The organism is Anaeromyxobacter soli, from assembly GCF_022808855.1.
GTDB classification, from domain to species: domain Bacteria; phylum Myxococcota; class Myxococcia; order Myxococcales; family Anaeromyxobacteraceae; genus Anaeromyxobacter; species Anaeromyxobacter soli.
Window position 1 is genome coordinate 1 of the sequence record NZ_JAKZLF010000048.1, and the last position, 21,082, is coordinate 21,082.

Below are 21,082 nucleotides of genomic sequence, written 5' to 3' on the forward strand. Positions count from 1 at the left end.
CGGGAGCCGCCGCGCGAGCCGCGCGCCCGCGCGCGGCGCGAGCAGCGCCGCCCCGGCCGCCGCCGCGGCGAGCCCCACGAACACCGCCGCGCCCACGACCACCGCCCGCCCGAGCCCCTCCACGCGCGGCAGCGCGAAGGCGGCGGCCGCGCCGAGCGCCACCACCGCGCCCATCTCGAGGAGCTTCGCGACGAGCTGGGACGAGAGCGCCGCCGCGAACGGCTCGCGCGAGCTGCGGGAGAGCACGAAGGCGGCCGCGAGCGGCCCGAGCTTGCCGGGAACCGTGTTGTGCACGAGCGCGCCGAGCGCGGTCGCGTGGTAGGCCTCGACGTACCGCGGGCGCGGCGGCGGGGAGACGAGGCGCCAGACGAGCGCCCGCCAGGCGAAGAGCGAGGCGGCGAGCGCGAGGAAGCCGGGCAGCCAGCGCGCGTGCTCCGGGAGCCGCCGGACGAACGCGCCGAGGTCGAAGCGCGGCACGAGCGCGGGGCCGCCGCGCCACTCGAGGCGGAAGAACACGAGCGCCACGAGCAGCGCGCCCGCCGCGATGCCCGCGACCACCACGGCGGCGTGGCCCGGGCGGAACGATCGGCGCGCCATGCGGGGAAGTTCGTCATCCCGTCGTGGCCGGCACACCCGGGTGCCGTGCCGCCGTGGCAGGGGGTGCAGAACGTTCGATCGTGCGAACGCGCCCCATCCTGGCAGGGCTCGCGGCGGGCGCCGTCGCGGCCGCGTTCGGCGGTCACCTCACCCGCCGGCTGCGGCGCGCCCAGCTCTCCCGGCGCATGCTGAGGTACGCGGACGAGGTCCCGCTGGACGTGCTCCTCGAGCGCGAGGTGGGCGTGCCGGTGCGCGACGGGAACGCCGTCGAGCTCATCGAGAACGGCGCGATCTTCGACGCCCTCGAGCACGAGATCCGCCGCGCCCGCGAGCACATCCACATCTGCGAGTTCATGTGGATGGGGAAGGGCGACCCGTCGGCGCGGATCGGCAAGGCGATCCTCGAGCGGCGCCCGGGGGTCACCTGCCGGATCGTGCTCGACTGGTTCGGCTCGAAGCGGCTCGCCGAGCCGCGCTTCGATCCCGAGCTCGAGCGGCGGCTGGTCGCGAGCGGCGTGGAGCTCAGGGTCCACCGCCCGTGGCCGGATCCGTTCCGCCTCTCGCACCGGCGGATCTTCGTGTTCGACGGCCGCACGGCGTACGTGGGCGGGTTCGGGATCTGGAAGAGCTGGCTCGGCGACGGCGTCGGGCCGGACGAGTGGCGGGACACCGCCTGCCGCGTCCGGGGCCCGATCGTCTCCGACCTGCAGCGCGCCTTCGACCACAGCCTCCAGGCCGCGCGCGGCGAGCCGCTGCCGGGGGCGGCCTACCCGCGCCTCGAGCGGGCCGGCGACGTCCACGCCGCGGTGGTGGCGAGCACGCCGAAGTGGGCCCGGACCACGACCGCGGCCCGCATGTACTACGCGCTCATCGCCTCCGCGCGGCGGCGGCTCCTCGTCGCGAACTCCTACTTCGTGCCGGACCGCTCGCTCCAGAACGTCCTCATCGCGCGCGCCCGGGCCGGCGTCGACGTGCGCGTGCTCGCGCCGGGACCGCACCACGATCAGCCGCTCGTGCGCGCGGGGCAGCGGCGCACCTACTCGCGCCTGCTGCGGGGAGGGGTGCGCATCTGGGAGTACGGCGCGTCCATGATGCACGCGAAGACGCTCGTCGCGGACGACGTGGCGGTCATCGGGTCCACGAACATGGACTCGCAGAGCCTGTCGTTCCTGTGGGAGGCGTCGGTGGTCTGCGACGCGCCGAGGATCGCGCGGCGCATCGCCGAGCGCTTCGCGCTCGACCTCGAGCGCTCGCGCGAGGTCCGCCTCGAGGCCTGGCGCCGGCGCCCGATGAAGATGCAGCTCGGCGAGCGCGCCGCGGGCCTCACCGAGCCGTGGCTCTGATCGCGCCGCGCGGGCTCGAGCGGCCGCCGCGAGGCGCGCGAGGCGTCGCCCGCGGCACCGCGCCGGGAGCCGGCACACGGGCCGGAAACGAACGACGGCCGGCGCCGCGGGTCGCGGGCCGGCCGTCGGGATGAAGCTCGTCGATCGGGCTAGCGCTTCGAGAACTGGAAGCGCTTGCGGGCGCCGGGGCGGCCGTACTTCTTGCGCTCGACCGCGCGGGCGTCGCGCGTCATGAAGCCGGCCTTCTTGAGGATCGGCCGGTACTCCGGGTTGATGTCGCACAGCGCGCGGCTGATGCCGTGCCGGATCGCGCCGGCCTGGCCGGAGAGGCCACCGCCCCGCGCCGTCACGAGGACGTCGAGCTTGCCCATCTGATCCACGAGCTTCAGCGGCTCGACGAGGATCATCTTGGAGGTCTCGCGTCCGAAGTACGTGTCGATCGCGCGGCCGTTGATCGTGATGTTCCCGGTCCCGGGAACGAGCCGCACGCGGGCCACCGACTCCTTGCGCCGGCCGACCGAGATGTTCGCCTGAGTCGCCATCTTCGTCTTTCCTTACTGCGCGAGGGGGAGCGCCTCGGGCTTCTGCGCGGCGTGCGGGTGCTGGTCGCCCGCGTAGATCTTGAGCTTCGTCAGCATCTGCCGGCCGAGCGCGCTGCGAGGCAGCATGCGGCGGACGGCGTTCTCGAGGATGTCCTCGGGATGGCGCTGACGCAGCTTGTTCATCGGGGTGAGCTTCTCGCCGCCCGGGTACATCGTGTGCGTGAAGAAGACCTTGTCCGTCTCCTTCTTGCCGGTGAACCGGGCCTTGCCCGCGTTCACGACCACCACGAAGTCGCCGGTGTCCAGTGAGGGCGTGTAGAGCGGCTTGTGCTTGCCCTTGAGGATCGAGGCGATGCGGGTGGCGATGCGCCCGACCGTCTGGTCGTTCGCGTCGACGAGCCACCACTTCCGGCCCTTCAGGGCCTCGGCCTTCGTCGCGCTGTGGGTGGTGCCTTTGGCCATGGATAAACCTGCGGAAATCCCGAAATTGGAAACGCGCCTTTTAGAGGAGGGCCGTCCCTTTGTCAAGGGCGAACCCGGCCGCCGCGCGATCGCGGGCGTCGTCCTGCTGAGGCCGGCGCAATCTACATTCTCCGGGGCGCCCCCACAAGAGGAGGCGTCCGTTCCCCCGCAGGTCGGAGCGCGAGCCGCGCTTGCGCCAGCGCGCCTCGCGGTGTGAACTCGTCCCCATGCGCGCCAGGATCCCCTTCGTGCTCGGCTCCGCCGCGCTGCTCGCCGCGTGCGCCCACCCGCGGCCCCGACCGGCGGCCGAGGTGGCGTGCCGGGCCGTGCGCGCCGACGCCTCGAGGCTGCGAGCGGACGTGGAGGCGCTCGCGAGCCGCTTCCAGCCCCGCAGCGCGGCGCACCCGGGGAACCTCGCCCGCGCGGGCGCGTTCCTCGCGGAGGCGTTCCGGACCGCGGGCGCCGAGGTGGAGGAGCAGACCTACCCGGCGTTCCGCTCCACCTACCGGAACGTCCTCGCCCGCTTCGGCCCGGACACGCCGGAGCGGATCATCGTGGGCGCGCACTACGACGCCGCGGGGGACGATCCGGGCGCGGACGACGACGCGAGCGGCGTGGCGGGCCTCCTCGAGCTCGCCCGCATGCTCGCCCAGAGCCCGCCCCCCATCCGCGTCGAGCTCGCCGCCTACACCCTCGAGGAGCCCCCCGGGTTCGCCACCGACTCGATGGGGAGCGTCGTGCACGCCCGCTCGCTGAAGGAGTCCGAGGTCCGCGTGCGGCTCATGATGTCGCTCGAGATGATCGGCGCGTTCTCCGACGCGCCCGGGAGCCAGTCGGTCCCGGTCGGGATGAAGCGCAGCGCGTACCCGACGACCGGCAACTTCATCGCCGTCGTCGGCCGGAGCGGGCACGCCGGGATGGTGGCGGAGATCGCCGCGGCCATGCGCTACGCGTCGTCGGTGCCGGTCGAGACCCTCGTCGCCTCGCGCGACACGCCGGGCGTGGACCTCTCCGACCACCGGAGCTTCTGGGATCTCGACTTCCCGGCGGTGATGGTGACGGACACGGCGTTCTTCCGGAACCCGCGCTACCACACGCCCGAGGACACCCCGGACACGCTCGACTACCGCCGCATGTCCGAGGTGATCGAGGGGGTGCACTGTGTGGTGCAGGCGGTGGCGAGGCGGTAGGGCTAGCTCTTCGCCTGCCCGCCGAGCCGCGCGCGCAGCGCTGCCATGACGCTCTCCGTCTGCGCGGCCACCTGCTCGGGAGAGGACGACAGCGCCGCGGGATCCACCCGCTCGTGCGCCTCCGCCGGCAGGTCGTCGAGGAAGCGCGACGGCGTGCGCGGCAGGAGCTTGCCGCGCTTCGTCCGGGTCGCGGAGCGCGTGAGGTAGAGCCGCTCGCGCGCGCGGGTGATGCCGACGTAGGCGAGCCGCCGCTCCTCGTCGAGGTCGCGCGCCTCGCCCTGGATCCCGGCGCAGGGGAGCAGGTCCTCCTCGACGCCGACGAGGAACACGACCGGGAACTCGAGCCCCTTCGCGGCGTGCAGCGTCATGAGGGTGATGCCCTCGTCCGCCGCGGGGTCCTCCTCCGAGCGGGAGTCGAGCGCGAGGCGCTGGAGCCAGGTGGCCACGGACGGCCGCGCGGTGCGGTGCTCGTACGCCTCGAGCGAGCGCAGGATGCCGTCGAGCGCGTCCACCTTGCGCTGCGCCGCCTCGAACGACTGCACGCTCGCGCGCGCGTGGCCGTAGAGGTCCACCTCCGCGACGAGCGCGCGCGCCGCCTCGGCGACCTTCCCCTCCTCGAAGCGCGCCCGGAACTTCTCCACGAGCGCGACGAACGCGGCCATGCGCTCCGGCGCGCCGCGCGGCAGGTCGGGGATCTCGGCGGCGCGGCGGAGCGCGTCGAAGAGGTGCACGCTTCGCTCGACCGCCCAGGCGTGGACGCGCTCGAGCGAGGCGTCGCCGATCCCGCGCGCCGGCACGTTCACGATCCGCGCGAGCGACACCTCGTCCTGGGGCGACACGCAGACCTTGAGGTACGCGAGGAGGTCGCGCACCTCCGCCCGGTCGAAGAAGGCCGGCCCGCCGTGGACGCGGTACGGCATCGACGCCTCGCGCAGCGCCTCCTCGAGCGGTCGGGACTGCGCGTTCAGGCGGAACAGGATCGCGAAGTCGGCCCAGGGCCGGCCCTCCTGACGCAGCCGGGCGATCTCCTCGGCGACGAAGCGCGCCTCGTCCTCCTCCTGCCCGAGCGCGAGGACCCGCACCGGCTCGCCGGGGCCGGCGGCGGTGAACAGCCGCTTGGGCTTGCGCTCCGCGTTCCGGGCGATGACGGCGTTCGCGCAGTCGAGGATCCGGCCGGTCGAGCGGTAGTTCTGCTCGAGGCGGATCTCCTTCGCGCCGGGGAAGTGCCGCTCGAAGCGCAGGATGTTCCGCACCTCGGCGCCGCGCCAGCCGTAGATCGCCTGGTCGTCGTCCCCCACGGCGCACACGTTCCGCCGCTCGCCGGCGAGGTGCTTCAGGAGCTCGAGCTGCGCGACGTTCGTGTCCTGGTACTCGTCCACGAGCAGGTAGCGGAAGCGCCGCTGCATCCTCCCGCGCACCTCGGCGCTCCGCGCGAGGAGCTCGACCGGCTTCGCGATGAGGTCGTCGAAGTCGACCGAGCGCTGCGCCCGGAGCGCCTGCTCGTAGCGCGGGTACACCTCGCTCGCCACGAGGTCGTAGTCGTCCCCCTGCCCCTCGGCGCCGGGCGCGATGCGCTTCTTGCCGGCGTTCTTCGCGCGCGACACGAGCGAGAGGACGCGCCCGGCGTCGAAGGCGCGGTCGTCCACCTTCACCTCGCGCATGCAGCGCTTCACGAGGGCCGCCTGATCGCCGGCGTCGCAGATGGCGAAGCGCTTCGGGAGGCCCGCCGCCTTGTGCTCCTGCTGGAGGATCCAGAGCCCGAACGAGTGGAACGTCGAGACGAACACCTCGACGCCCGGCGGTCCCGCGAGCGCCGCGACCCGCTCGCGCATCTCGCCCGCCGCCTTGTTCGTGAAGGTGACCGCGAGGATCTCCTCCGGGTCGACCCCCTGCTGCAGCAGGTACGCGACGCGGTGCGCGATGACGCGGGTCTTGCCCGAGCCGGCGCCGGCGAGGACGAGGAGCGGCCCTTCGGTGGTGGTGACGGCCTCGCGCTGCGGTGGGTTGAGCGTCGAGAGGTCCAGCATCGGAGCCGGGCGTTGTGACACGCGCTCGCGCGCCCGACAAGACTTGACTGTCCGGAGGGCGCTGGCGGCGCCCGCCCACGGGCCCCGCCCGAGGGACCGGTGGCGCCGGGACGCCGTCGGCCCGCCGGAGGAGGTCGCGCCCGGGCCCGGCTCGGGCGCCCGTCCTGGTCGCGGGGCGCGCTTGCGACCGGTCAAGTCCGGTATGCTGCGCGCCCATGATCCTCCCCCTGCGCCAGCGCCTCGCCGTCCCGCTCGCCGCCGTCGCCGCGGCGACCGCGCTCGCCGCCCACCCGGCGCGCGCCTGCACGAACATCCTCGTCGCGCGCGGCGCCACGGCCGACGGCTCGACGATGATCACCTACGCCGCGGACTCGCACGAGCTCTACGGCGAGCTGTACCACACGCCCGCGGCGAGCCATCCGCAGGGCGCGATGCGCGACGTGTTCGAGTGGGACACGGGCAGCTACCTCGGCAAGGTCCGCCAGGCGGAGGTCACCTACAACGTCGTCGGCAACATGAACGAGCACCAGGTCGCGATCGGCGAGACGACCTTCGGCGGCCGCGAGGAGCTCGTCGACCCGAAGGGCGGCGTCGACTACGGCAGCCTCATCTACATCGCGCTCGAGCGCGCCCGCACCGCGCGCGAGGCGATCGACGTCATGACCGGGCTCGTCGCGGAGTACGGCTACCGCAGCGAGGGCGAGTCCTTCTCGATCTCGGATCCGAAGGAGGTCTGGATCCTCGAGATGGTCGGCAAGGGGCCCGGGCGGAAGGGCGCGGTGTGGGTCGCCCGCCGCGTGCCGGACGGCCACGTCTCCGCCCACGCGAACCAGGCGCGCATCCGTCAGTTCCCGCGCAACGACAAGAACACGCTGTACGCGAAGGACGTCGTCGCGCTCGCCCGGGAGAAGGGCTGGTTCACCGGCAAGGACGAGGACTTCAGCTTCGCCGACACCTACGCGCCCATGACCGCGGGCGCCCTGCGTGCCTGCGAGGCGCGGGTGTGGAGCGTGTTCCGCCGGGTGGCCCCCTCGCTGAAGCTCTCCTCCGACTACGTGCTGGGCGGACCGAGCGCGCCGCGCCTGCCGCTCTGGGTGAAGGCCGACGCGAAGATCTCCGTGCGCGGCGCGATGCAGCTCATGCGCGATCACTTCGAGGGCACGCCCCTCGACCTCTCCCAGGGCGTCGGCGCGGGGCCGTTCGCCCTGCCCTACCGCTGGCGCCCGATGACCTGGAAGGTGGACGGCGCGGAGTACCTGCACGAGCGCGCCATCTCCACGCAGCAGACCGGCTTCTCCTTCGTCGCCCAGTCGCGCGACTGGCTCCCCGGCGCCATCGGCGGCGTGCTCTGGTTCGGCCTCGACGACACCTACTCGACCGTGTACGTCCCGCAGTACTGCGGCAACCGCTCGGTCCCGAAGACGTTCGCGGTGGGCAGCGGCAACTTCCAGGAGTTCAGCTGGGACTCGGCGTTCTGGGTCTTCAACTTCGTCTCGAACTGGGCCTACTCGCGCTACAGCGACATGATCCAGGACATCCAGCGGGTGCAGGGCGAGCTCGAGAGCGGGTTCTTCTCGCGCCAGGCGGAGGTCGAGAAGTCCGCCCTCGCGCTCCACGCGACCTCCCCCGGGCTCGCGCGCGATTACCTCACCCAGTACTCGGTCGAGCAGGGCGACCGCACCACCGCCCGCTGGCGCAAGCTCGGCGAGGCGCTCATCGTGAAGTACCTCGACGGAAACGTCCGCGACGAGCACGGGAAGGTGACGCACCCCGAGTACCCGGAGAGCTGGCGGCGGCGGATCGCGCAGGACCGGGGAGAGCAGATCAAGGTGGTGAGGTTCCCGGGAGAGAAGGAGGAGAGCGCTACGGCGGGCGCGAGCACGACCGCGACTCCGACTCCGACTCCGACCCCGACTCCGACCCCGACCGCGACGCCGGCCCCGACCCCGCCCTCGACTGCCACGGCGCCGGTCTCGACCCCGCGGCCCTGACCCTCACCCGCTCCTCGCGAGCGCCTCCATCGCGCGCGCCAGATCCTCCGGGAGCGGCGCGCGCACCTCCACCCTCGCTCCGTCGCCGGGCCGCGGGAACGTGAGCCGATCGGCGTGCAGCGCCTGGCGCGCGATGACCTCCGAGGAAACGCCGTACACGGCGTCCCCCAGCACCGGGAACCCGGCCTCGGCGAGCTGCACGCGGATCTGGTGGGTGCGACCGGTGTCGAGCACGACCCGCAGCCACGCGGCGCCGGGGAGGCGCCGCTCGACCGAGAACGACAGCCGAGCGCGCCGGGCGGAGGCCACACGGGTCGTGAACCGGCGCGGATCGGCGGGGTCGCGGCCGTAGGGCGTGTCGAGCGCGCCCTGGTCCGGGGGCGCCCCCGACACGAGGGCGAGGTACTCCTTCTCGATCGCGCCCGCCTGGAACGACCCGCGGAGCGCCGCGAGCGCGCGATCGTGGCGGGCGAGGAGTAGCGCGCCGCTCGTGTCGCGGTCGAGCCGGTGCGGCAACCCCGGGACCGCCCGTCCATCCACGTCGAAGCGCCCGAGCCGGCTCGCCGCGCCGACCGCCGAGGGCGAGGCCGGGCCCGCGGGCTCGACCGGGAGCCCCGCCGGCTTCGCGACGACGAGGCAGTCCTCGTCGTCGTACAGGACGGCGAGCGAGGGCCCCACCGCGAAGCCGGAGGAGGCCGGCGGCGGCCGCTCGAGCTCGATCCGCTCCCCGCCGAAGAGGCGTCGCTGGATCGCGCAGGCCTTGCCCCGGATCCGCACGCGCCGCCCCTCGATGAGCCCGCGTACCCGCTCCACGGGCAACGCCAGCGCCCGGGCGAGGTAGCGGTCGAGCCGCTCTCCCGCCGCCTCCCGCGGCACATCCAGGATCTCCTGGGTCACCGCCGGATCCTGCCACGTGCGGCTCGCGGGCGCTTCCGCCGTCCGGCCCGCCGCGCTCGCGACCCGGCACCGTGTCCTCGAACGTGGCGAGCGAGCGAGGCGACTTCCTGTCCCTCGATCGTGGTATGGATCGGCGTCGCTCGGGGGCGTGACCGGAGATTGGATGCGAAGCCTGCCCGTCGAGGTGAAGCTCGCCTTCGCCCTTGGCGTCATCGCTGTTGCGGTCGCGCTCGCGAGCGCGCGGCTCGCGAACGCGACGATCGAGCGCAACGTCGAGGCGGCCGCCGCCGTCTCGCTCCACCGCGCGGCGGAGGCCTTCGCCTCGGAGGAGCAGGCCGAGCTCGACAAGCTCGCCGCGACCGCGGACGCGCTGCTCGCGAACCCCGAGCTGCGCGACGCCTTCGCCGCGCGCGACCGTCCGCGCCTGCTCGCCGCCGCGGCGCCGATCTTCGAGGCGATCCGCGACCGGGACGGGATCACCCACTTCTACTTCCACCTGGCGGAGGATCCGCCCAGGGTCTTCCTCCGCGTGCACCTCCCCGAGCTCTTCGGGGACCCGGTCGATCGCGCCACGCTGCACCGCGCCCAGGAGACGCGCGAGCTCGGCGCCGGCAAGGAGCTCGGCAAGACCGCGTTCGCGCTGCGCGCCGTGCGGCCGTGGATCGTCGCGGGCGAGCTCCTCGGCTACGTCGAGCTGGGCCAGGACTTCGAGCGCTTCCTGCGCGACATGAAGGCGCGCACCGGCGACGACTACGGCCTCCTCGTGAAGAAGAAGTTCCTCGACGAGCGCGCCTGGGCGAGCGTCCTCGGCCCGCGCCAGAACACCTGGAACGATCGGACGGACGTGGTGGTCGTGGACTCCACCTCCTTCACGGACGGGATCCTCGACTACGACGGCGACGTGGAGGCGCTCCCCGAGGATGGGGTCCTGCTCGGTCACGTCGAGCGAGGGGGCCGGGCCCTCCTGCGCGGGATCGTCCCGCTGAGGGACGCCGCCGGGCGCAAGGTGGGCGGGCTCGTCGTGCTCCACGACTTCACCCCGCAGCACGCCGCCCTCGAGGCGGGCGCGCCCAGGCTGAAGGTCTCTCTCCTCGCCCTCGCGCTCGCGGGAGCCGCCGCGATGTTCGCGCTCGTCCACCTGCTCGTCTTCCGCCGCCTCGGACAGCTGCGCCGCCGGCTGGAGACGGGAGAGGTGCCCGCGGGGAGCCCCCGCCTGCGCAGCATGGACGAGCTGGGCCGGCTCGAGGCGCACGTCCATCGGATGGCGTCTTCCGACAGGGACGCCCGCGGCGCGGGCGAGGCGCCCCCACCCTCCTAGTCAGCCGCCCCGCCCGCCGGTCACCGCGAAGCCCCGTCGGGCGCCGCGCCAGTGGGCGCCCAGGCGGGCGAGCGCGTCATGAGGTCGCTGCCCCGCCCGACGCCGTCCGGCGTGCGTGAGGGGTGCGTAGCATCGCCGCGATCCGTGACGCGAAGGGAGAGGGCGCGCCCGGGAGGAGCAGGCCATGTGCACCATCCGTCTCGCCGCGCGCGCGGCCGCGGCCCTCGCGCTGGCGCTCGCCGCTCCCGCCCTCGCCGCCGAGCGCCCGGCAGGAAAGGCCGGGGACGACGCGCTCGGCACGCGCAGGTACGCGGACTACGACAAGCCCCAGGCCTGCGCCGGCTGCCACGTGGACATCTCCCGGCAGCACGAGCAGGCGATGATGTCGCAGGCGTTCACGCACGCCTGGGACGAGATCGAGTACTTCCAGCTCGCCGTCCCGCACGCCGAGAAGGTCGAGAAGGTGAAGGGCGTGAAGGCCGGCTGCAACGGCTGCCACGCTCCGCTCGCGTTCCTGGCGGGGGACATCCCGCCGAAGCCGGTCGCCGCCGGGACCCGCGCGAACGAGGGCGTCTCGTGCGACCTCTGCCACACCGTCGTCGCCCGCGGCGGCGATCCGTCGGTGAACTACAACTGGATCTCCGAGCCGGGCAAGACGAAGCAGGGCACGCGCAAGGGCGTGAAGAGCCCGTACCACGCGACGCGCGAGAACCCGTTCCTCCGCACCGCCGAGTTCTGCGGCACGTGCCACAACGAGCAGGACCCCTGGGGCGTGTGGGTGAAGTCCACCCAGCTCGAGTGGAAGGAGAGCCCCCAGGCGAGGGCCGGCATCGTCTGCCAGGACTGCCACATGCCGCCCGCGCGCGGGCGGAGCGCGCGCATGGGCGAGGAGCGCGCGGACATCCGCCAGCACCTGTTCCACGGCGCCCACGACGCAGGGAAGCTCGCGGGCGTCGCCGAGGTTCGGATCCACCCCGAGTCGCGCGAGGTCGAGCCGGGCGATCCCATCCGCCTCACCGCGGTGATCGTGAACGCGAAGGCCGGCCACAAGATCCCGTCGGGCTCCGCCGAGGAGCGCGTGCTGTGGCTGCACGTCGAGGCGAAGGACGCGTCGGGCAAGGTGTGGCCGCTGCGCGTCGACCGGAAGGGATTCCCGGGAGAGGAGTACACGATCGCGGACCCGAAGGCGCTCGCGTACCAGGACATCGGCGAGATCCAGGGGACCGCCGGGTTCCAGGGCCTGCCCCGCGACGGGCTCGTGCCCGCCGGCGACCGGATCTTCCGCCTGCCGTACTTCGACGAGAAGGGGCGGATGACCATCGCCCAGTGGAACACCGCGAAGCTCGGGACCGACTACCGGATCGCGCCCTTGCAGGCGGTCGCGGAGACCTTCACCTGGTCACCGCCGGAGCTGCCCGCGGGGCCGGTCACGGTGACCGCGACGGTCTGGTACTCGCGGCTCGTCTCCTCGGTCGCGGAGTACCTGAAGGTCCCGCGCGACGAGTACGAGCCCGTCCTCGTCTCGACGCACCGCACCACCTTCACCGTCCTGCCCTGAGGAGCCCGCCGTGACCCGTCGCGCCCAGTCGTCCCTGCCCGCCGCCGCGCTCGTCGCGGCGGTCGTCACGGCGCTCGCCGCCCCCGGCCCCGCCGAGGGGATCCCCGCGTTCGCGCGGCGCTACCGCTTCTCGTGCACGACCTGCCACGCCCCGTTCCCGCGGCTGAAGCCCTACGGCGAGCAGTTCGCGGGCCGCGGGTTCGCGCTCGAGCCGGGCGCCGAGCCCGCCCGCTCGACGCTCGACCTCGGAGATCCGCTCCTCGAGCTGCCCCGCGAGTTCCCGCTCGCGCTGCGGTTCGACGCCTTCGGCACCGTGAGCGACCGCTCGCCCGAGCTGGACTTCGAGACGCCCTGGACGTTCAAGCTCCTCGCCGGCGGGCGGATCGCGGACAAGATCGGGTTCTACGCGTACTACATCCTCGAGCAGGGCGAGCCCGGCAAGATCGAGGACGCGTACCTGCAGTTCTCGGAGGTGTTCGGGCTGCCTGTGAACGTGCTCGCCGGGCAGTTCCAGGTGTCGGATCCGATCGCGAAGCGCGAGCTCCGGCTCGAGCGGCTCGACTACCAGATCCTGAAGACGCGCGTCGGGGAGTCCGGCGTGGACCTCACCTACGATCGCGGCGTCGCGCTCACGAGCGACGTCGGGCCGGTGGCCGCGGTCGCGACGGTCACGAACGGCAGCGGCATCGGCGCGGTGGAGGGCGGACGGTTCGACACCGACTCGTACAAGAACGTCTCGCTCCACCTCGCCGGCGACGTGGGCCCGGTCCGGCTGGCCGGGTTCGGCTACTGGGGCCGGGAGCGGCGCGGGGGCGTGAACGACACGATCGTCTACTGGGGCCCGCACGTCGGGGTCGGGCTCACCGAGCGCGTCCAGCTCTCGGCCGTCTACCTGGAGCGTCGCGACTCCAACCCGCGCTTCGGGCCCCGGGACGAGGACCTCGTCACCCGCGGCGGCTTCGTCGAGGCGCTGGCGTTCCCCACGGGGCCCGACGGCCGCTTTGCGGTCGTGGCGCTCTACAACCTCGTCCGCTCGGACGACGACGCGGCCGACGCGGAGTCGGGCGCGCTCACGCTGCAGTGGCTCTACCGCCGCAACGTCCGCATCACGGCCGAGGTGGACCGGGACTTCGACGGCGACGCCTGGACCGGGAGCCTGGGCACTATCGCCGCGTTCTAGACGACGGTTCGTGATCCCGCGATCACCTCGGCGCCGCGAATCACGTTCCAGGGTCTCCGCCGGCGTTCCGATCTATGAACGGGGGGCGTGCCAACGCCCCTCGTCACCCTCGACCGCGTGGACGTCCGGCTCTCCGGCGCGGTCCTCCTCGCCGGCGTGTCCGTCGCGATCCGGCGAGGCGAGGGGCTCGCCGTCGTCGGCCCGAGCGGCTCCGGCAAGTCGACGCTCCTCCGGCTGCTCCGCGGCGAGCTCTGGCCGCACCCCGCGAGCGCCGGGCGCCGGCTCTTCCACGGCCCGGAGGGAGAGAGCGAGAGCCCCATCGGCGTCCGGGAGCGCTTCACCCTCGTCGCGCCCGAGGCGCAGGACGCCTACGTCCGGCACGACTGGGACCTCCCGGTGGAGGCCGTCATCCGCTCGGGCTTCTCCGACGCGCCGTATCCCGCCGAGCGCGCCACCCCGGCCCAGCGCGCCCGGATCGGCGAGGTGGCAGCGCTGCTCGGGGTCGCGCCGCTCCTCGGTCGCTCGATCCTGGAGCTCTCGCGCGGGGAGGCGCGCCGGGTCCTCCTCGCCCGCGCGCTCGCGCCCGACCCCGAGCTGCTCGTGCTCGACGAGGCCTGCGACGGCCTCGACGCGCGCGCCAGGGAGGCCTTCCTCGCGCACGTCTCCGAGGTGCTCCGGCGCGGCACCGCCGTGGTGATGGCGACGCACCGGCCCGACGAGATCGTCCCCGAGATCGCGCGGGTGGTGGTGATGGAGGCAGGGAGGGTCGTGAGGGAGGAGAGCCGCACGGCGTTCCTGGGTGGGCTCGACTGCGCGGCCCCGGCCCCGGCCCCGGCCCCGACCTCGACCTCGACCTCGACCCCGACCTCGACACCGACCGCCACCCCGACCCGGACCCTCTTCTCCCTCTCCGACGTCACCGTCCTCGTCGAGGGCCGCGCCGTCCTGCGCGACGTCACCTTCACCGTCGCGCCCGGCGAGCAGCTCGCGATCGTGGGCCCGAACGGCGCGGGCAAGTCCACCCTCCTCCGCCTCCTCGCAGGCGAGGAGCAGCCGGCGCGCGGCACCGTCGCGCGGCTCGATCTCGGTACGCGCGCGAGCGCGCCGGAGCTGCGCGGGAGGATCGGCGTCGTGTCCCCCGAGCTCCAGGCGCGCCATCGCTTCGACGCCACCGGCGAGGAGCTGGTGCTGTCGGGCTTCGCGGGCACGATCGGCCTCGCCGTCCCGCCGAGCGAGTCCGAGCGCGAAGCCGCGCGGGTCGAGCTCGCGCGGCTGGGGATCGGCTCCCTCGCGCACCGGCACCTGCTCACCCTCTCCTACGGCGAGCTCCGGAAGCTCCTCCTCGCGCGCGCCCTCGCCCCGCGCCCGGAGGCGCTCCTCCTCGACGAGCCCCTCGCCGGGCTCGACGCCGGCTCGCGCGCCTGGGTCCTCGCGGTCCTCGCCGAGGCCTGCGCGGACGGCGCGGGCCTGCTCGCCGTCTCCCACCACGCCGACGAGCTCCCCCCCGGCGTGCGCCGCGTCGGCCTGCTCGAGGAGGGCCGGATCATCCGCTGGACCCTCCGCCCGTAGGCCCAATTCCCTTCGGCCGGGATCCGGGGCAGGATGCTCACGATGGCCGACGACCCGCGCCGCCCCGATCCCGCCGCCCCCGAGCCGGGCGAGGCACCGAGCGCCGCCCCGCGACCGCCGCCCCCTCCCTCCACGCCACCGCGCCAGCCCGGCCGGATCGTCGCCTCCGCGGAAGCCTCGCGCGCGGCGTCCCCGCCCCCACGGCCGCCGGCTCCCGTCCGCGAGATCAAGGGCGCGATGTTCATCGACACGGCGTCGGGCACGTTCCAGGACCTCCGCCCGCCGCCGCCGCCGGTCATGTCCCGGCGCGAGTTCGAGGCCGAGCTCCAGCGGCTCCTCCGGGAGTACGCCGGCGACGCGTCGAACCCCGGCTCGATCCGCTGCGAGGGCTGCCAGCGCTGCACGAGCTGCATGTTCTGCACGGACTGCGTGGAGTGCTACCGCTGCACGCACTCGCGCGGCTGCCGGTCGTCGAGCCACCTCACGCACTGCACCGACTGCGAGGGCTGCCACGACTGCGCCTACTGCGTGGCGAGCGAGAACTGCACGCAGTCGAGCTACCTCGTCCTCTCCCGCGCCTGCTCCGAGTGCACCTACTGCTTCGGCTGCGTCGGGCTCACGAAGAAGGACTTCCACGTCCTCAACGTGAAGTACTCGCGCACCGAGTACTTCCGGATCGTGAAGTCGCTGCAGCAGGAGCTCGGGCTCGAGGGGTGATGCAGTGCTCGGGGACGGTCGCCGAGCGACCGAGCCCGCCACGCGATACAGAAGGTGATCGCAGTCTCGAACCGTCGTCTCGCGCAACGCCGCCGCCATGCCGCTCCCCTCCACGCTCCTCGCGCTCCTCCTCTCCGCCGCGCCGCGCCTCACCGCCTCGATCGCGCCCGCGGCCGCGCGGCCGGGCGACGCCGTGCTCGTCCGGGTCGCCGGCGCGGGCTCCGAGCCGCGCGGTGAGCTCGCGGGCCGGCCGCTCTCGTTCTTCCGGGCCGGCCGCGAGTGGCGCGCGTTCGCCCCGCTCCCGACGGAGACCGCCGTGGGCCCGCTGGCGGCCCGGATCGAGGCGGACGGCGCGCGGACGGAGGCCACGCTCGCCGTCGTGGAGCCGGGCTGGCCCGCGCGCGAGATCTCCGGCGTGCCCGCCCGCTTCGTGGAGCCGCCGCCCGACGTCACGGCGCGCATCGCCGCGGATCGGGCCGCGTTCGACGCCGCCTACGCGCGGCCCCCGGAGCCGCCCCGCTTCCGGCGCGCCTTCGCGTGGCCCCGGCGCGCGCGCCTGTCCGGGCACTTCGGCGAAAAGCGCGTGTTCGACGGCGTGAAGCAGAGCGTCCACTACGGCGCCGACGTGACCGGACCCGTGGGCGCGCCGATCCGGGCCGCGAACGACGGCGTCGTCGTCCTCGTGCGGGAGGCCTACCTCTCCGGGCGGACGGTCCTCCTCTCTCACGGCGCCGGCGTGTTCACGGCCTACTTCCACCTCTCCCGCATCGGCGTCCGCCCGGGCCAGGCGGTCCGGCGCGGCGCGCGGATCGGGCTCCTCGGAGCGACCGGGCGCGCCAGCGGCCCGCACCTGCACTGGAGCGTGCGCGTGGGCGGGCTGTTCGTGGATCCCGAGTCGCTGCTCGGGATCGACCCCGCCTCCGGGAAGGCGCCGCCCCGCGCCCCGCGCCCGCCCTCCCCCGCGCCGGCCGCCGCGGCCGTGACGGCCGTCCAGGCCGCCGGCGCCTCGGGAGGCCCGCCCGGCACGCCGGCGCTGGAGGCGCCCGCGGCCAGCGCAGGCGCGCCGCCGCTCAGCGCGGCACCGAGCCGATGACCTCGAGCATGGGCGCGTGCAGCGACGGCGGCGCGGCGACGATGTCGCCCGTGTCGAGCATGCGCTCGCCGCCGGCCATGTCCGTGACGAGCGCGCCGGCCTCCCGCGCGAGGAGGATCCCGGCGGCGACGTCCCACGGCTTGAGCCGCTGCTCCCAGAACCCGTCGAACCGGCCCGCCGCCACGTAGGCGAGGTCGAGCGCGGCCGAGCCGAAGCGGCGCACCGCGCGCGCCCGGCGCAGGAACGCGCCGAAGAGCCGCAGCGGGTAGTCGTGGTGCTGGTGGATGTCGTAGGGGAACCCGGTCACGAGGAGCGAGCCGACGAGCTCGGCGCGGCCGGAGTGGCGCAGGCGGACGTCGCCGAGGAACGCCCCCTCGCCGCGCGCCGCGGTGAAGAGCTCGTCGCGCAGCGGATCGTAGGTCGCGCCCGCCGCGAGGCCGCGCGCGTCCGCGACCGCGACGTTCACCGCGAAGTGCGGCACCCCGTGCGCGTAGTTGGTGGTCCCGTCGAGCGGGTCCACGAAGAAGCGGAGCTCGCCTCCGTCGCCCCCCGAGACGCCCGACTCCTCCGCCAGGATGGCGGCGCCGGGGAGGCGGCTCCGGAGGAACCCGAGGACCGCGGCCTCGGCCGCCCGATCCGCGTCGGTGACGAGGTCGATCCCGCCCTTCAGCTCGATGGTGCGCTTCCCGCCCCACTTCTCGCGCAGCACCGCCCCGCCCCGTCGCGCCGCCTCGGCGCACGCGTCCCTCAGCTCCGCCAACTCCGCCACTTGCACCTCCGTCTTCCGAGCGCCGCGGACGAGTCCCGCGGTCGCTCGAGAGCATAGCCACCTCGGCCCCCGTCCGCAGCCGTCGTGGGCGCGCCACGCCGCGCCGCCCCTCCCACCTCCACTCATCCCAGGATCACGCGACGCGCGCGGCGTTCACGTTTCGTTCACAACTCTCGTGCGGTGAATTAACCTCCCGCGAACTTTCCCCCTGGGTGGATCTCATGATCGCACGCCGCCTCGCAGTCGTCCTCGCCGCCGCCCTGGCGGCCTCTCCCGCCGCGCGGGCGCAGACGTCGCCCTCGCGGCGCGCGCCTGCCAGCGCCGCGAAGAAGCCCGCGGCGAAGGCCCTCGCGGCGCCGGCCGCGGTCGCCGCGGAGCCCGCGCCCGCTCCCGCCCCTGTGGCCCAGGGGCCCGCCCCGGTCGCGGCGGAGACGGCGGGCGGGCTCTCCCAGGAGCCGCCGGCGGGCTGGTTCGCCGAGCCGGAGTGGCGGATCGCGACGCTCCTCGGCGCAGAGTTCGGGATCGGGGACGCGAGCTACAGCGCCCTGAAGCTCCGCGTCGACGCGGAGCGCACGGTGCGCGCGCTCTCGCCGCGCGCGGCGCTCGGCTGGGTGATCTCCGCGGGGGTGCTGCACGCGTCGGACTCCCAGGACGTCCCCGTGCCGATGATGGGCACCGTCGCGATGGAGTGGGGCGCGAACCTCTTCGAGGTGGTGCCCGCGGCGCGCGTGACCTACGCGCTCGGCCCGAAGCTCTGGATCCACGGAGACGCCGGCCTCGGCGTCGCCTACACCGCCGCGTCCGGCTCCGTCGACGTCCCGGGCATCGGCCACGTCGAGCCGGTCTCGGGCGGCGTCGCCGGCGTGGCGCGGCTCGCGGGCGGGCTCGCGTTCACGCCGACCCCGAACGTCCGCGTCGGCGCCCAGCTCGTCGGCTTCGACGTCCGGTTCGGCGACGGCGTCGGCTCCGCCTTCTCGTTCCTCGTGTCCGCGAGCCACCGCCTGTGAGCTCCGGAGGACCCGCCATGAAGATCCCCCTCCTCGCCCGCGCGCTCCTCGCGCTCGTCCTCGCCGGCGCGGCCGGCGCCGCCGCCGCCGCCCAGTCCGGCGCGATCCCGCTCCCGCCGCCGCCGCCGGGCACCTCGCGCCTGCCGGCGTCGACTCCCGGCGGGCGCGACCCGCTGCGCGCCGCGGCGCTCTTCGGCTTCTCCCGCAGCCAGGACGGCGGCGACCTGTCCCCCATGCTGCGGCTCGAGGGCGTGCTCCCGCTCTCCCGCACGCCCGCGGGGCTCTCCGTCGGGCTCGTCGCCCCCCTGCGCGCGGTCTACGTCCGGCCGAAGGAGGCCGACGGCATCGAGACGAGCGGCGTGAGCTTCGAGGCCACGCCCGGCGTGCGGCTCGCGCTGCCGCTCCGCGGCGGAAAGGCCGCGGTCCGCGCGGACGCGGGCGTGGGCGTCGTCCACCACCGCGTGACGGTCCTCGTCGACCAGGTGTTCGTCGGCCGGATCCGCGAGACCCAGACCTCCACCACCGGGATCTTCCGCCTCGGCCTCGGCGGCAGCGTCGCCCTCTCGCCCAAGCTCGTCCTGGATCTCGAGCCCCTCTCCGTCGGCTACGACCTCGACGGCGGCGCCGACTGGTCGTTCGCGGCCGGCGTCTCGTTCCGGCTCTAGGAGCAAATCCACCATGCGCCTCCCCACGAGCACGAAGCTCGCCGTCGCCCTCGCCGCCCTCCTCGCCGCGGCGTGCCAGCAGGACACGATCACCTCCCCCGACGCCTCCTGCCGGCCGACCGGCACCGCCTGCGGCGAGAACGCCGACTGCTGCTCCTACGGCTGCGTGCAGGGCACCTGCATGCGCAACCCGCTCGAGGGCGGGATGTGCCGGAACAGCGACGACTGCGGCTACCCGCGCGTGTGCGTCGCGAGCCACTGCACGAGCGAGGTGCAGTGCCGCGTCGACGGCGACACCTGCGGCTTCTCGAACGAGTGCTGCAGCGGCCTGTGCCGGATGGACACGAACACCTGCGCGCCGGACCGCGCGCCCGTCGCCGACGCGGGCGCGGACGCGACCGTCCCGCGCCACGTGCCGTTCACGCTCTCCAACGCGAGCAGCGATCCGGACGGCACCGCGCTCGAGTACACCTGGTCGCTCCGGCCACCGCCGGGCTCGACCACCGCGGTGCTCTCCAGCACCACCGGCGCGACGCCCTCGTTCACGCCGGACGTGACCGGCCTCTACGAGCTCACGCTCACCGTGTCCGACGGCTTCCTCACGACCACGGACACGGTCGTCGTCACGGCGATCAACACGGCGCCGGCGGTGACCGTCACCGTGCCCGCCACCCAGTCGCGGAACGTCTCGTTCACGGCGCAGGGGACGGTCGCGGACGCCGACGGGGATCCGCTCGAGTGCAGCTGGACGGTGACGCCGCCGGGCGGCACCGCGCAGCCCGCCGGCACGCCGGGCTCCTGCCGCGGCGCGGTCTCGCTGCCCGTCACCTGCGGGCCGGCGCCCGCGGACGAGGGCGACTGGGTCGTCACGCTCGCCGCGACGGACGGCGTGAACACCACCACGGTCCCGAAGACGGTCACCTGCGTGAACGACGCCCCCGTCGCCGAGGCGGGGCCGGCGCGAGCGGTGAACCGCACCGCGACGCCCACGGTCTGGCCCTCGGTGGCGACGCAGGCCAGCGCCACCGACGTCAACGGGGACACGACCTTCACGTGGGCCTGGGCCGTCGTCGACACGCCCACCGGCAGCGCCGTGACCGCCGGCTCGCTCACGGGCGCCGACACGGCGAGCGCGAGCTTCACCCCCGACCTGCTCGGCGACTACGTGTTGCAGGTGACGGTGTGCGATCGCCCGGGGGCCTGCACGAGCGATACGGTCACGGTGACCGCGTACCCGCACATCCAGGACCTCGGCCACGAGGTGCGCGACGCCGAGTACGCCGCCGGCAAGATCGTCCTCGTCGGCGCCGATCCGGCGGTCGCCGGCGGCGGCCGGCTGTGGGTGCTCGACGCCAACACGGGCGCCGAGACCGCGAGCGTCGCGCTCCAGACCGCGCCGAACGTCGTCGGCGTGCTCGCCAGCGGCGCGACGGCGGTCGTCGGCGACGACGTCTGGCTGCGGGTCGTCTCGCTCGGCGCCACGCCGGCCGTCACGAGCTCGATCTCCGCCAACTTCCAGGTGAACGATCTCGCCGCCGTCTCGTCGAGGCACGTGTTCGTCTTCCCGAAGGCCTCCGGCCAGTGGATCGGGGACCTCGACACGAGCAACGGCGCGCTCACCACGCGCGGCCTGTACGGCACCGCCGGGGCGGCGGATCCGACGGACCCGAACCGCTTCTACGTCGCGGACGGCAGCTCGGTGGAGCAGTGGGTGCTCCAGAACAGCGGCGATCTCCTCCAGCTCGGCACGGCGTCGGGGTGCACCTCGGCCCGGCTGTGGGTGGAGCAGAACGGGAACCACCTGTTCTCGACCTGCAACCTCATCTACTCGACGGCGGACTACCTCTCGGCGTCGATGGGATCGTTCCCCGGCGTGACCTCGGTGCGGTTCGCGCACGCGGACACCCTCGGCAACGTGGCGCTCCTCGACGCGACGGCCACGGCCGTCCACCGCTACGACGCCTCCTTCGTGGCGCTCCCCGGCGCCGCCACCGAGCCCATCCCCGTCTGGGCGGAGGCCAGCGCTCCGTACGCCGCCGAGGGCCTGTTCGTGTTCGTCGCGCCCGACGGCAGCCGGAACGCCATCGTGCGCGCGACGGTCGGCGGGGCGACGCGCTACGGCCTCGTGAAGTTCCCTCAGTAGCTCCGCGAGCCGCG

General features: G+C 74.4%; 18 protein-coding genes. 12 read left to right on the forward strand and 6 right to left on the reverse strand.

Annotated features, from left to right (window positions below; all coding sequences use genetic code 11):
* Nucleotides 1–597, reverse strand: a 597-nt coding sequence (locus MLV88_RS21890) for a lysylphosphatidylglycerol synthase domain-containing protein (RefSeq protein ID WP_243338689.1), incomplete at its 3' end; no start/stop codon positions are given.
* A gap of 80 nt (nt 598–677) precedes the next feature.
* Between MLV88_RS21890 and MLV88_RS21895 the strand changes: the two genes are divergently transcribed.
* The gene (locus MLV88_RS21895) at nt 678–1,940 is read left to right on the forward strand and encodes a phospholipase D-like domain-containing protein (RefSeq protein WP_242372163.1); all 1,263 of its coding nucleotides are present in this window, start codon (nt 678–680) and stop codon (nt 1,938–1,940) included.
* 149 nt (nt 1,941–2,089) lie between these two features.
* Here MLV88_RS21895 and rpsI read toward each other — a convergent pair whose 3' ends face one another.
* Both rpsI and rplM read right to left on the reverse strand, forming a co-directional pair.
* A complete protein-coding gene (rpsI, locus tag MLV88_RS21900) occupies nt 2,090–2,482 on the reverse strand; it encodes a 30S ribosomal protein S9 (protein ID WP_242340687.1) in 393 nt (130 codons plus the stop codon).
* A gap of 12 nt (nt 2,483–2,494) precedes the next feature.
* Nucleotides 2,495–2,944, reverse strand: a complete 450-nt coding sequence (gene rplM, locus MLV88_RS21905; protein WP_242340686.1) for a 50S ribosomal protein L13 — start codon at nt 2,942–2,944, stop codon at nt 2,495–2,497.
* 227 nt (nt 2,945–3,171) lie between these two features.
* On the opposite strand from rplM, the gene MLV88_RS21910 reads away from it, so the two are divergent.
* Nucleotides 3,172–4,134: a M28 family peptidase gene (locus tag MLV88_RS21910; RefSeq protein ID WP_242361725.1), complete on the forward strand. Its 963-nt coding sequence runs from the start codon at nt 3,172–3,174 to the stop codon at nt 4,132–4,134.
* A gap of 2 nt (nt 4,135–4,136) precedes the next feature.
* Here the strand turns inward: MLV88_RS21910 and MLV88_RS21915 are convergent, their stop codons facing one another.
* Nucleotides 4,137–6,161 carry an ATP-dependent helicase gene (locus MLV88_RS21915; protein WP_242340684.1) on the reverse strand — a complete coding sequence of 675 codons (2,025 nt, stop codon included), beginning with the start codon at nt 6,159–6,161 and terminating at the stop codon, nt 4,137–4,139.
* Nucleotides 6,162–6,376: 215 nt separating this feature from the next.
* Here MLV88_RS21915 and MLV88_RS21920 point away from each other — a divergent pair, with 215 nt between their 5' ends.
* The gene (locus MLV88_RS21920) at nt 6,377–8,152 is read left to right on the forward strand and encodes a dipeptidase (RefSeq protein ID WP_242361727.1); all 1,776 of its coding nucleotides are present in this window, start codon (nt 6,377–6,379) and stop codon (nt 8,150–8,152) included.
* 3 nt (nt 8,153–8,155) lie between these two features.
* Here MLV88_RS21920 and MLV88_RS21925 read toward each other — a convergent pair whose 3' ends face one another.
* Nucleotides 8,156–9,049, reverse strand: coding sequence for an RluA family pseudouridine synthase (locus MLV88_RS21925; RefSeq protein WP_242361729.1), 894 nt, complete (start codon nt 9,047–9,049; stop codon nt 8,156–8,158).
* 163 nt (nt 9,050–9,212) lie between these two features.
* Between MLV88_RS21925 and MLV88_RS21930 the strand changes: the two genes are divergently transcribed.
* From MLV88_RS21930 to MLV88_RS21955, 6 genes are all read left to right on the forward strand, one after another.
* Nucleotides 9,213–10,367, forward strand: coding sequence for a cache domain-containing protein (locus tag MLV88_RS21930; protein ID WP_242361731.1), 1,155 nt, complete (start codon nt 9,213–9,215; stop codon nt 10,365–10,367).
* 184 nt (nt 10,368–10,551) lie between these two features.
* Nucleotides 10,552–11,925 carry a NapC/NirT family cytochrome c gene (locus MLV88_RS21935; protein ID WP_242340680.1) on the forward strand — a complete coding sequence of 458 codons (1,374 nt, stop codon included), beginning with the start codon at nt 10,552–10,554 and terminating at the stop codon, nt 11,923–11,925.
* Nucleotides 11,926–11,935: 10 nt separating this feature from the next.
* The gene (locus MLV88_RS21940) at nt 11,936–13,105 is read left to right on the forward strand and encodes a hypothetical protein (protein ID WP_242355853.1); all 1,170 of its coding nucleotides are present in this window, start codon (nt 11,936–11,938) and stop codon (nt 13,103–13,105) included.
* Nucleotides 13,106–13,192: 87 nt separating this feature from the next.
* Nucleotides 13,193–14,674: an ATP-binding cassette domain-containing protein gene (locus tag MLV88_RS24735; protein ID WP_242361733.1), complete on the forward strand. Its 1,482-nt coding sequence runs from the start codon at nt 13,193–13,195 to the stop codon at nt 14,672–14,674.
* Between the two features lie 237 nt (nt 14,675–14,911).
* Nucleotides 14,912–15,391, forward strand: coding sequence for a caib/baif family protein (locus tag MLV88_RS21950; protein WP_242340677.1), 480 nt, complete (start codon nt 14,912–14,914; stop codon nt 15,389–15,391).
* Between the two features lie 97 nt (nt 15,392–15,488).
* Nucleotides 15,489–16,484: a M23 family metallopeptidase gene (locus MLV88_RS21955; protein WP_243338691.1), complete on the forward strand. Its 996-nt coding sequence runs from the start codon at nt 15,489–15,491 to the stop codon at nt 16,482–16,484.
* Here the strand turns inward: MLV88_RS21955 and MLV88_RS21960 are convergent.
* Entirely contained in the window at nt 16,462–17,253 is a 792-nt protein-coding gene (locus MLV88_RS21960; protein ID WP_242341115.1) for an inositol monophosphatase family protein, read from the reverse strand. The genes MLV88_RS21955 and MLV88_RS21960 overlap by 23 nt on opposite strands.
* Nucleotides 17,254–17,474: 221 nt before the next feature.
* Between MLV88_RS21960 and MLV88_RS21965 the strand changes: the two genes are divergently transcribed.
* The 3 genes from MLV88_RS21965 to MLV88_RS21975 are packed head-to-tail and all read left to right on the forward strand — an operon-like array spanning nt 17,475 to nt 21,068.
* Nucleotides 17,475–18,260 (forward strand): hypothetical protein, encoded by a 786-nt coding sequence (locus tag MLV88_RS21965; protein WP_242361907.1) that lies wholly within the window; start codon nt 17,475–17,477, stop codon nt 18,258–18,260.
* A 17-nt stretch (nt 18,261–18,277) separates the two neighbouring features.
* Entirely contained in the window at nt 18,278–18,925 is a 648-nt protein-coding gene (locus MLV88_RS21970; RefSeq protein WP_242361908.1) for a hypothetical protein, read from the forward strand.
* Between the two features lie 13 nt (nt 18,926–18,938).
* Nucleotides 18,939–21,068 carry a PKD domain-containing protein gene (locus tag MLV88_RS21975; RefSeq protein WP_242361909.1) on the forward strand — a complete coding sequence of 710 codons (2,130 nt, stop codon included), beginning with the start codon at nt 18,939–18,941 and terminating at the stop codon, nt 21,066–21,068.
* Nucleotides 21,069–21,082 lie beyond the last annotated feature (14 nt).

Bases quoted from the DNA above. Each gene is read 5' to 3' on its own strand.
- MLV88_RS21970 (WP_242361908.1), top strand. From the start codon at position 18,278: ATGAAGATCCCCCTCCTCGCCCGCGCGCTCCTCGCGCTCGTCCTCGCC.
- rplM (WP_242340686.1), bottom strand. From the start codon at position 2,944: ATGGCCAAAGGCACCACCCACAGCGCGACGAAGGCCGAGGCCCTGAAG.
- MLV88_RS21965 (WP_242361907.1), top strand. From the start codon at position 17,475: ATGATCGCACGCCGCCTCGCAGTCGTCCTCGCCGCCGCCCTGGCGGCC.
- MLV88_RS21915 (WP_242340684.1), bottom strand. From the start codon at position 6,161: ATGCTGGACCTCTCGACGCTCAACCCACCGCAGCGCGAGGCCGTCACC.
- MLV88_RS21935 (WP_242340680.1), top strand. From the start codon at position 10,552: ATGTGCACCATCCGTCTCGCCGCGCGCGCGGCCGCGGCCCTCGCGCTG.
- MLV88_RS21975 (WP_242361909.1), top strand. From the start codon at position 18,939: ATGCGCCTCCCCACGAGCACGAAGCTCGCCGTCGCCCTCGCCGCCCTC.
- MLV88_RS21910 (WP_242361725.1), top strand. From the start codon at position 3,172: ATGCGCGCCAGGATCCCCTTCGTGCTCGGCTCCGCCGCGCTGCTCGCC.
- MLV88_RS21950 (WP_242340677.1), top strand. From the start codon at position 14,912: ATGTTCATCGACACGGCGTCGGGCACGTTCCAGGACCTCCGCCCGCCG.
- MLV88_RS21955 (WP_243338691.1), top strand. From the start codon at position 15,489: ATGCCGCTCCCCTCCACGCTCCTCGCGCTCCTCCTCTCCGCCGCGCCG.
- MLV88_RS21930 (WP_242361731.1), top strand. From the start codon at position 9,213: ATGCGAAGCCTGCCCGTCGAGGTGAAGCTCGCCTTCGCCCTTGGCGTC.
- rpsI (WP_242340687.1), bottom strand. From the start codon at position 2,482: ATGGCGACTCAGGCGAACATCTCGGTCGGCCGGCGCAAGGAGTCGGTG.
- MLV88_RS21920 (WP_242361727.1), top strand. From the start codon at position 6,377: ATGATCCTCCCCCTGCGCCAGCGCCTCGCCGTCCCGCTCGCCGCCGTC.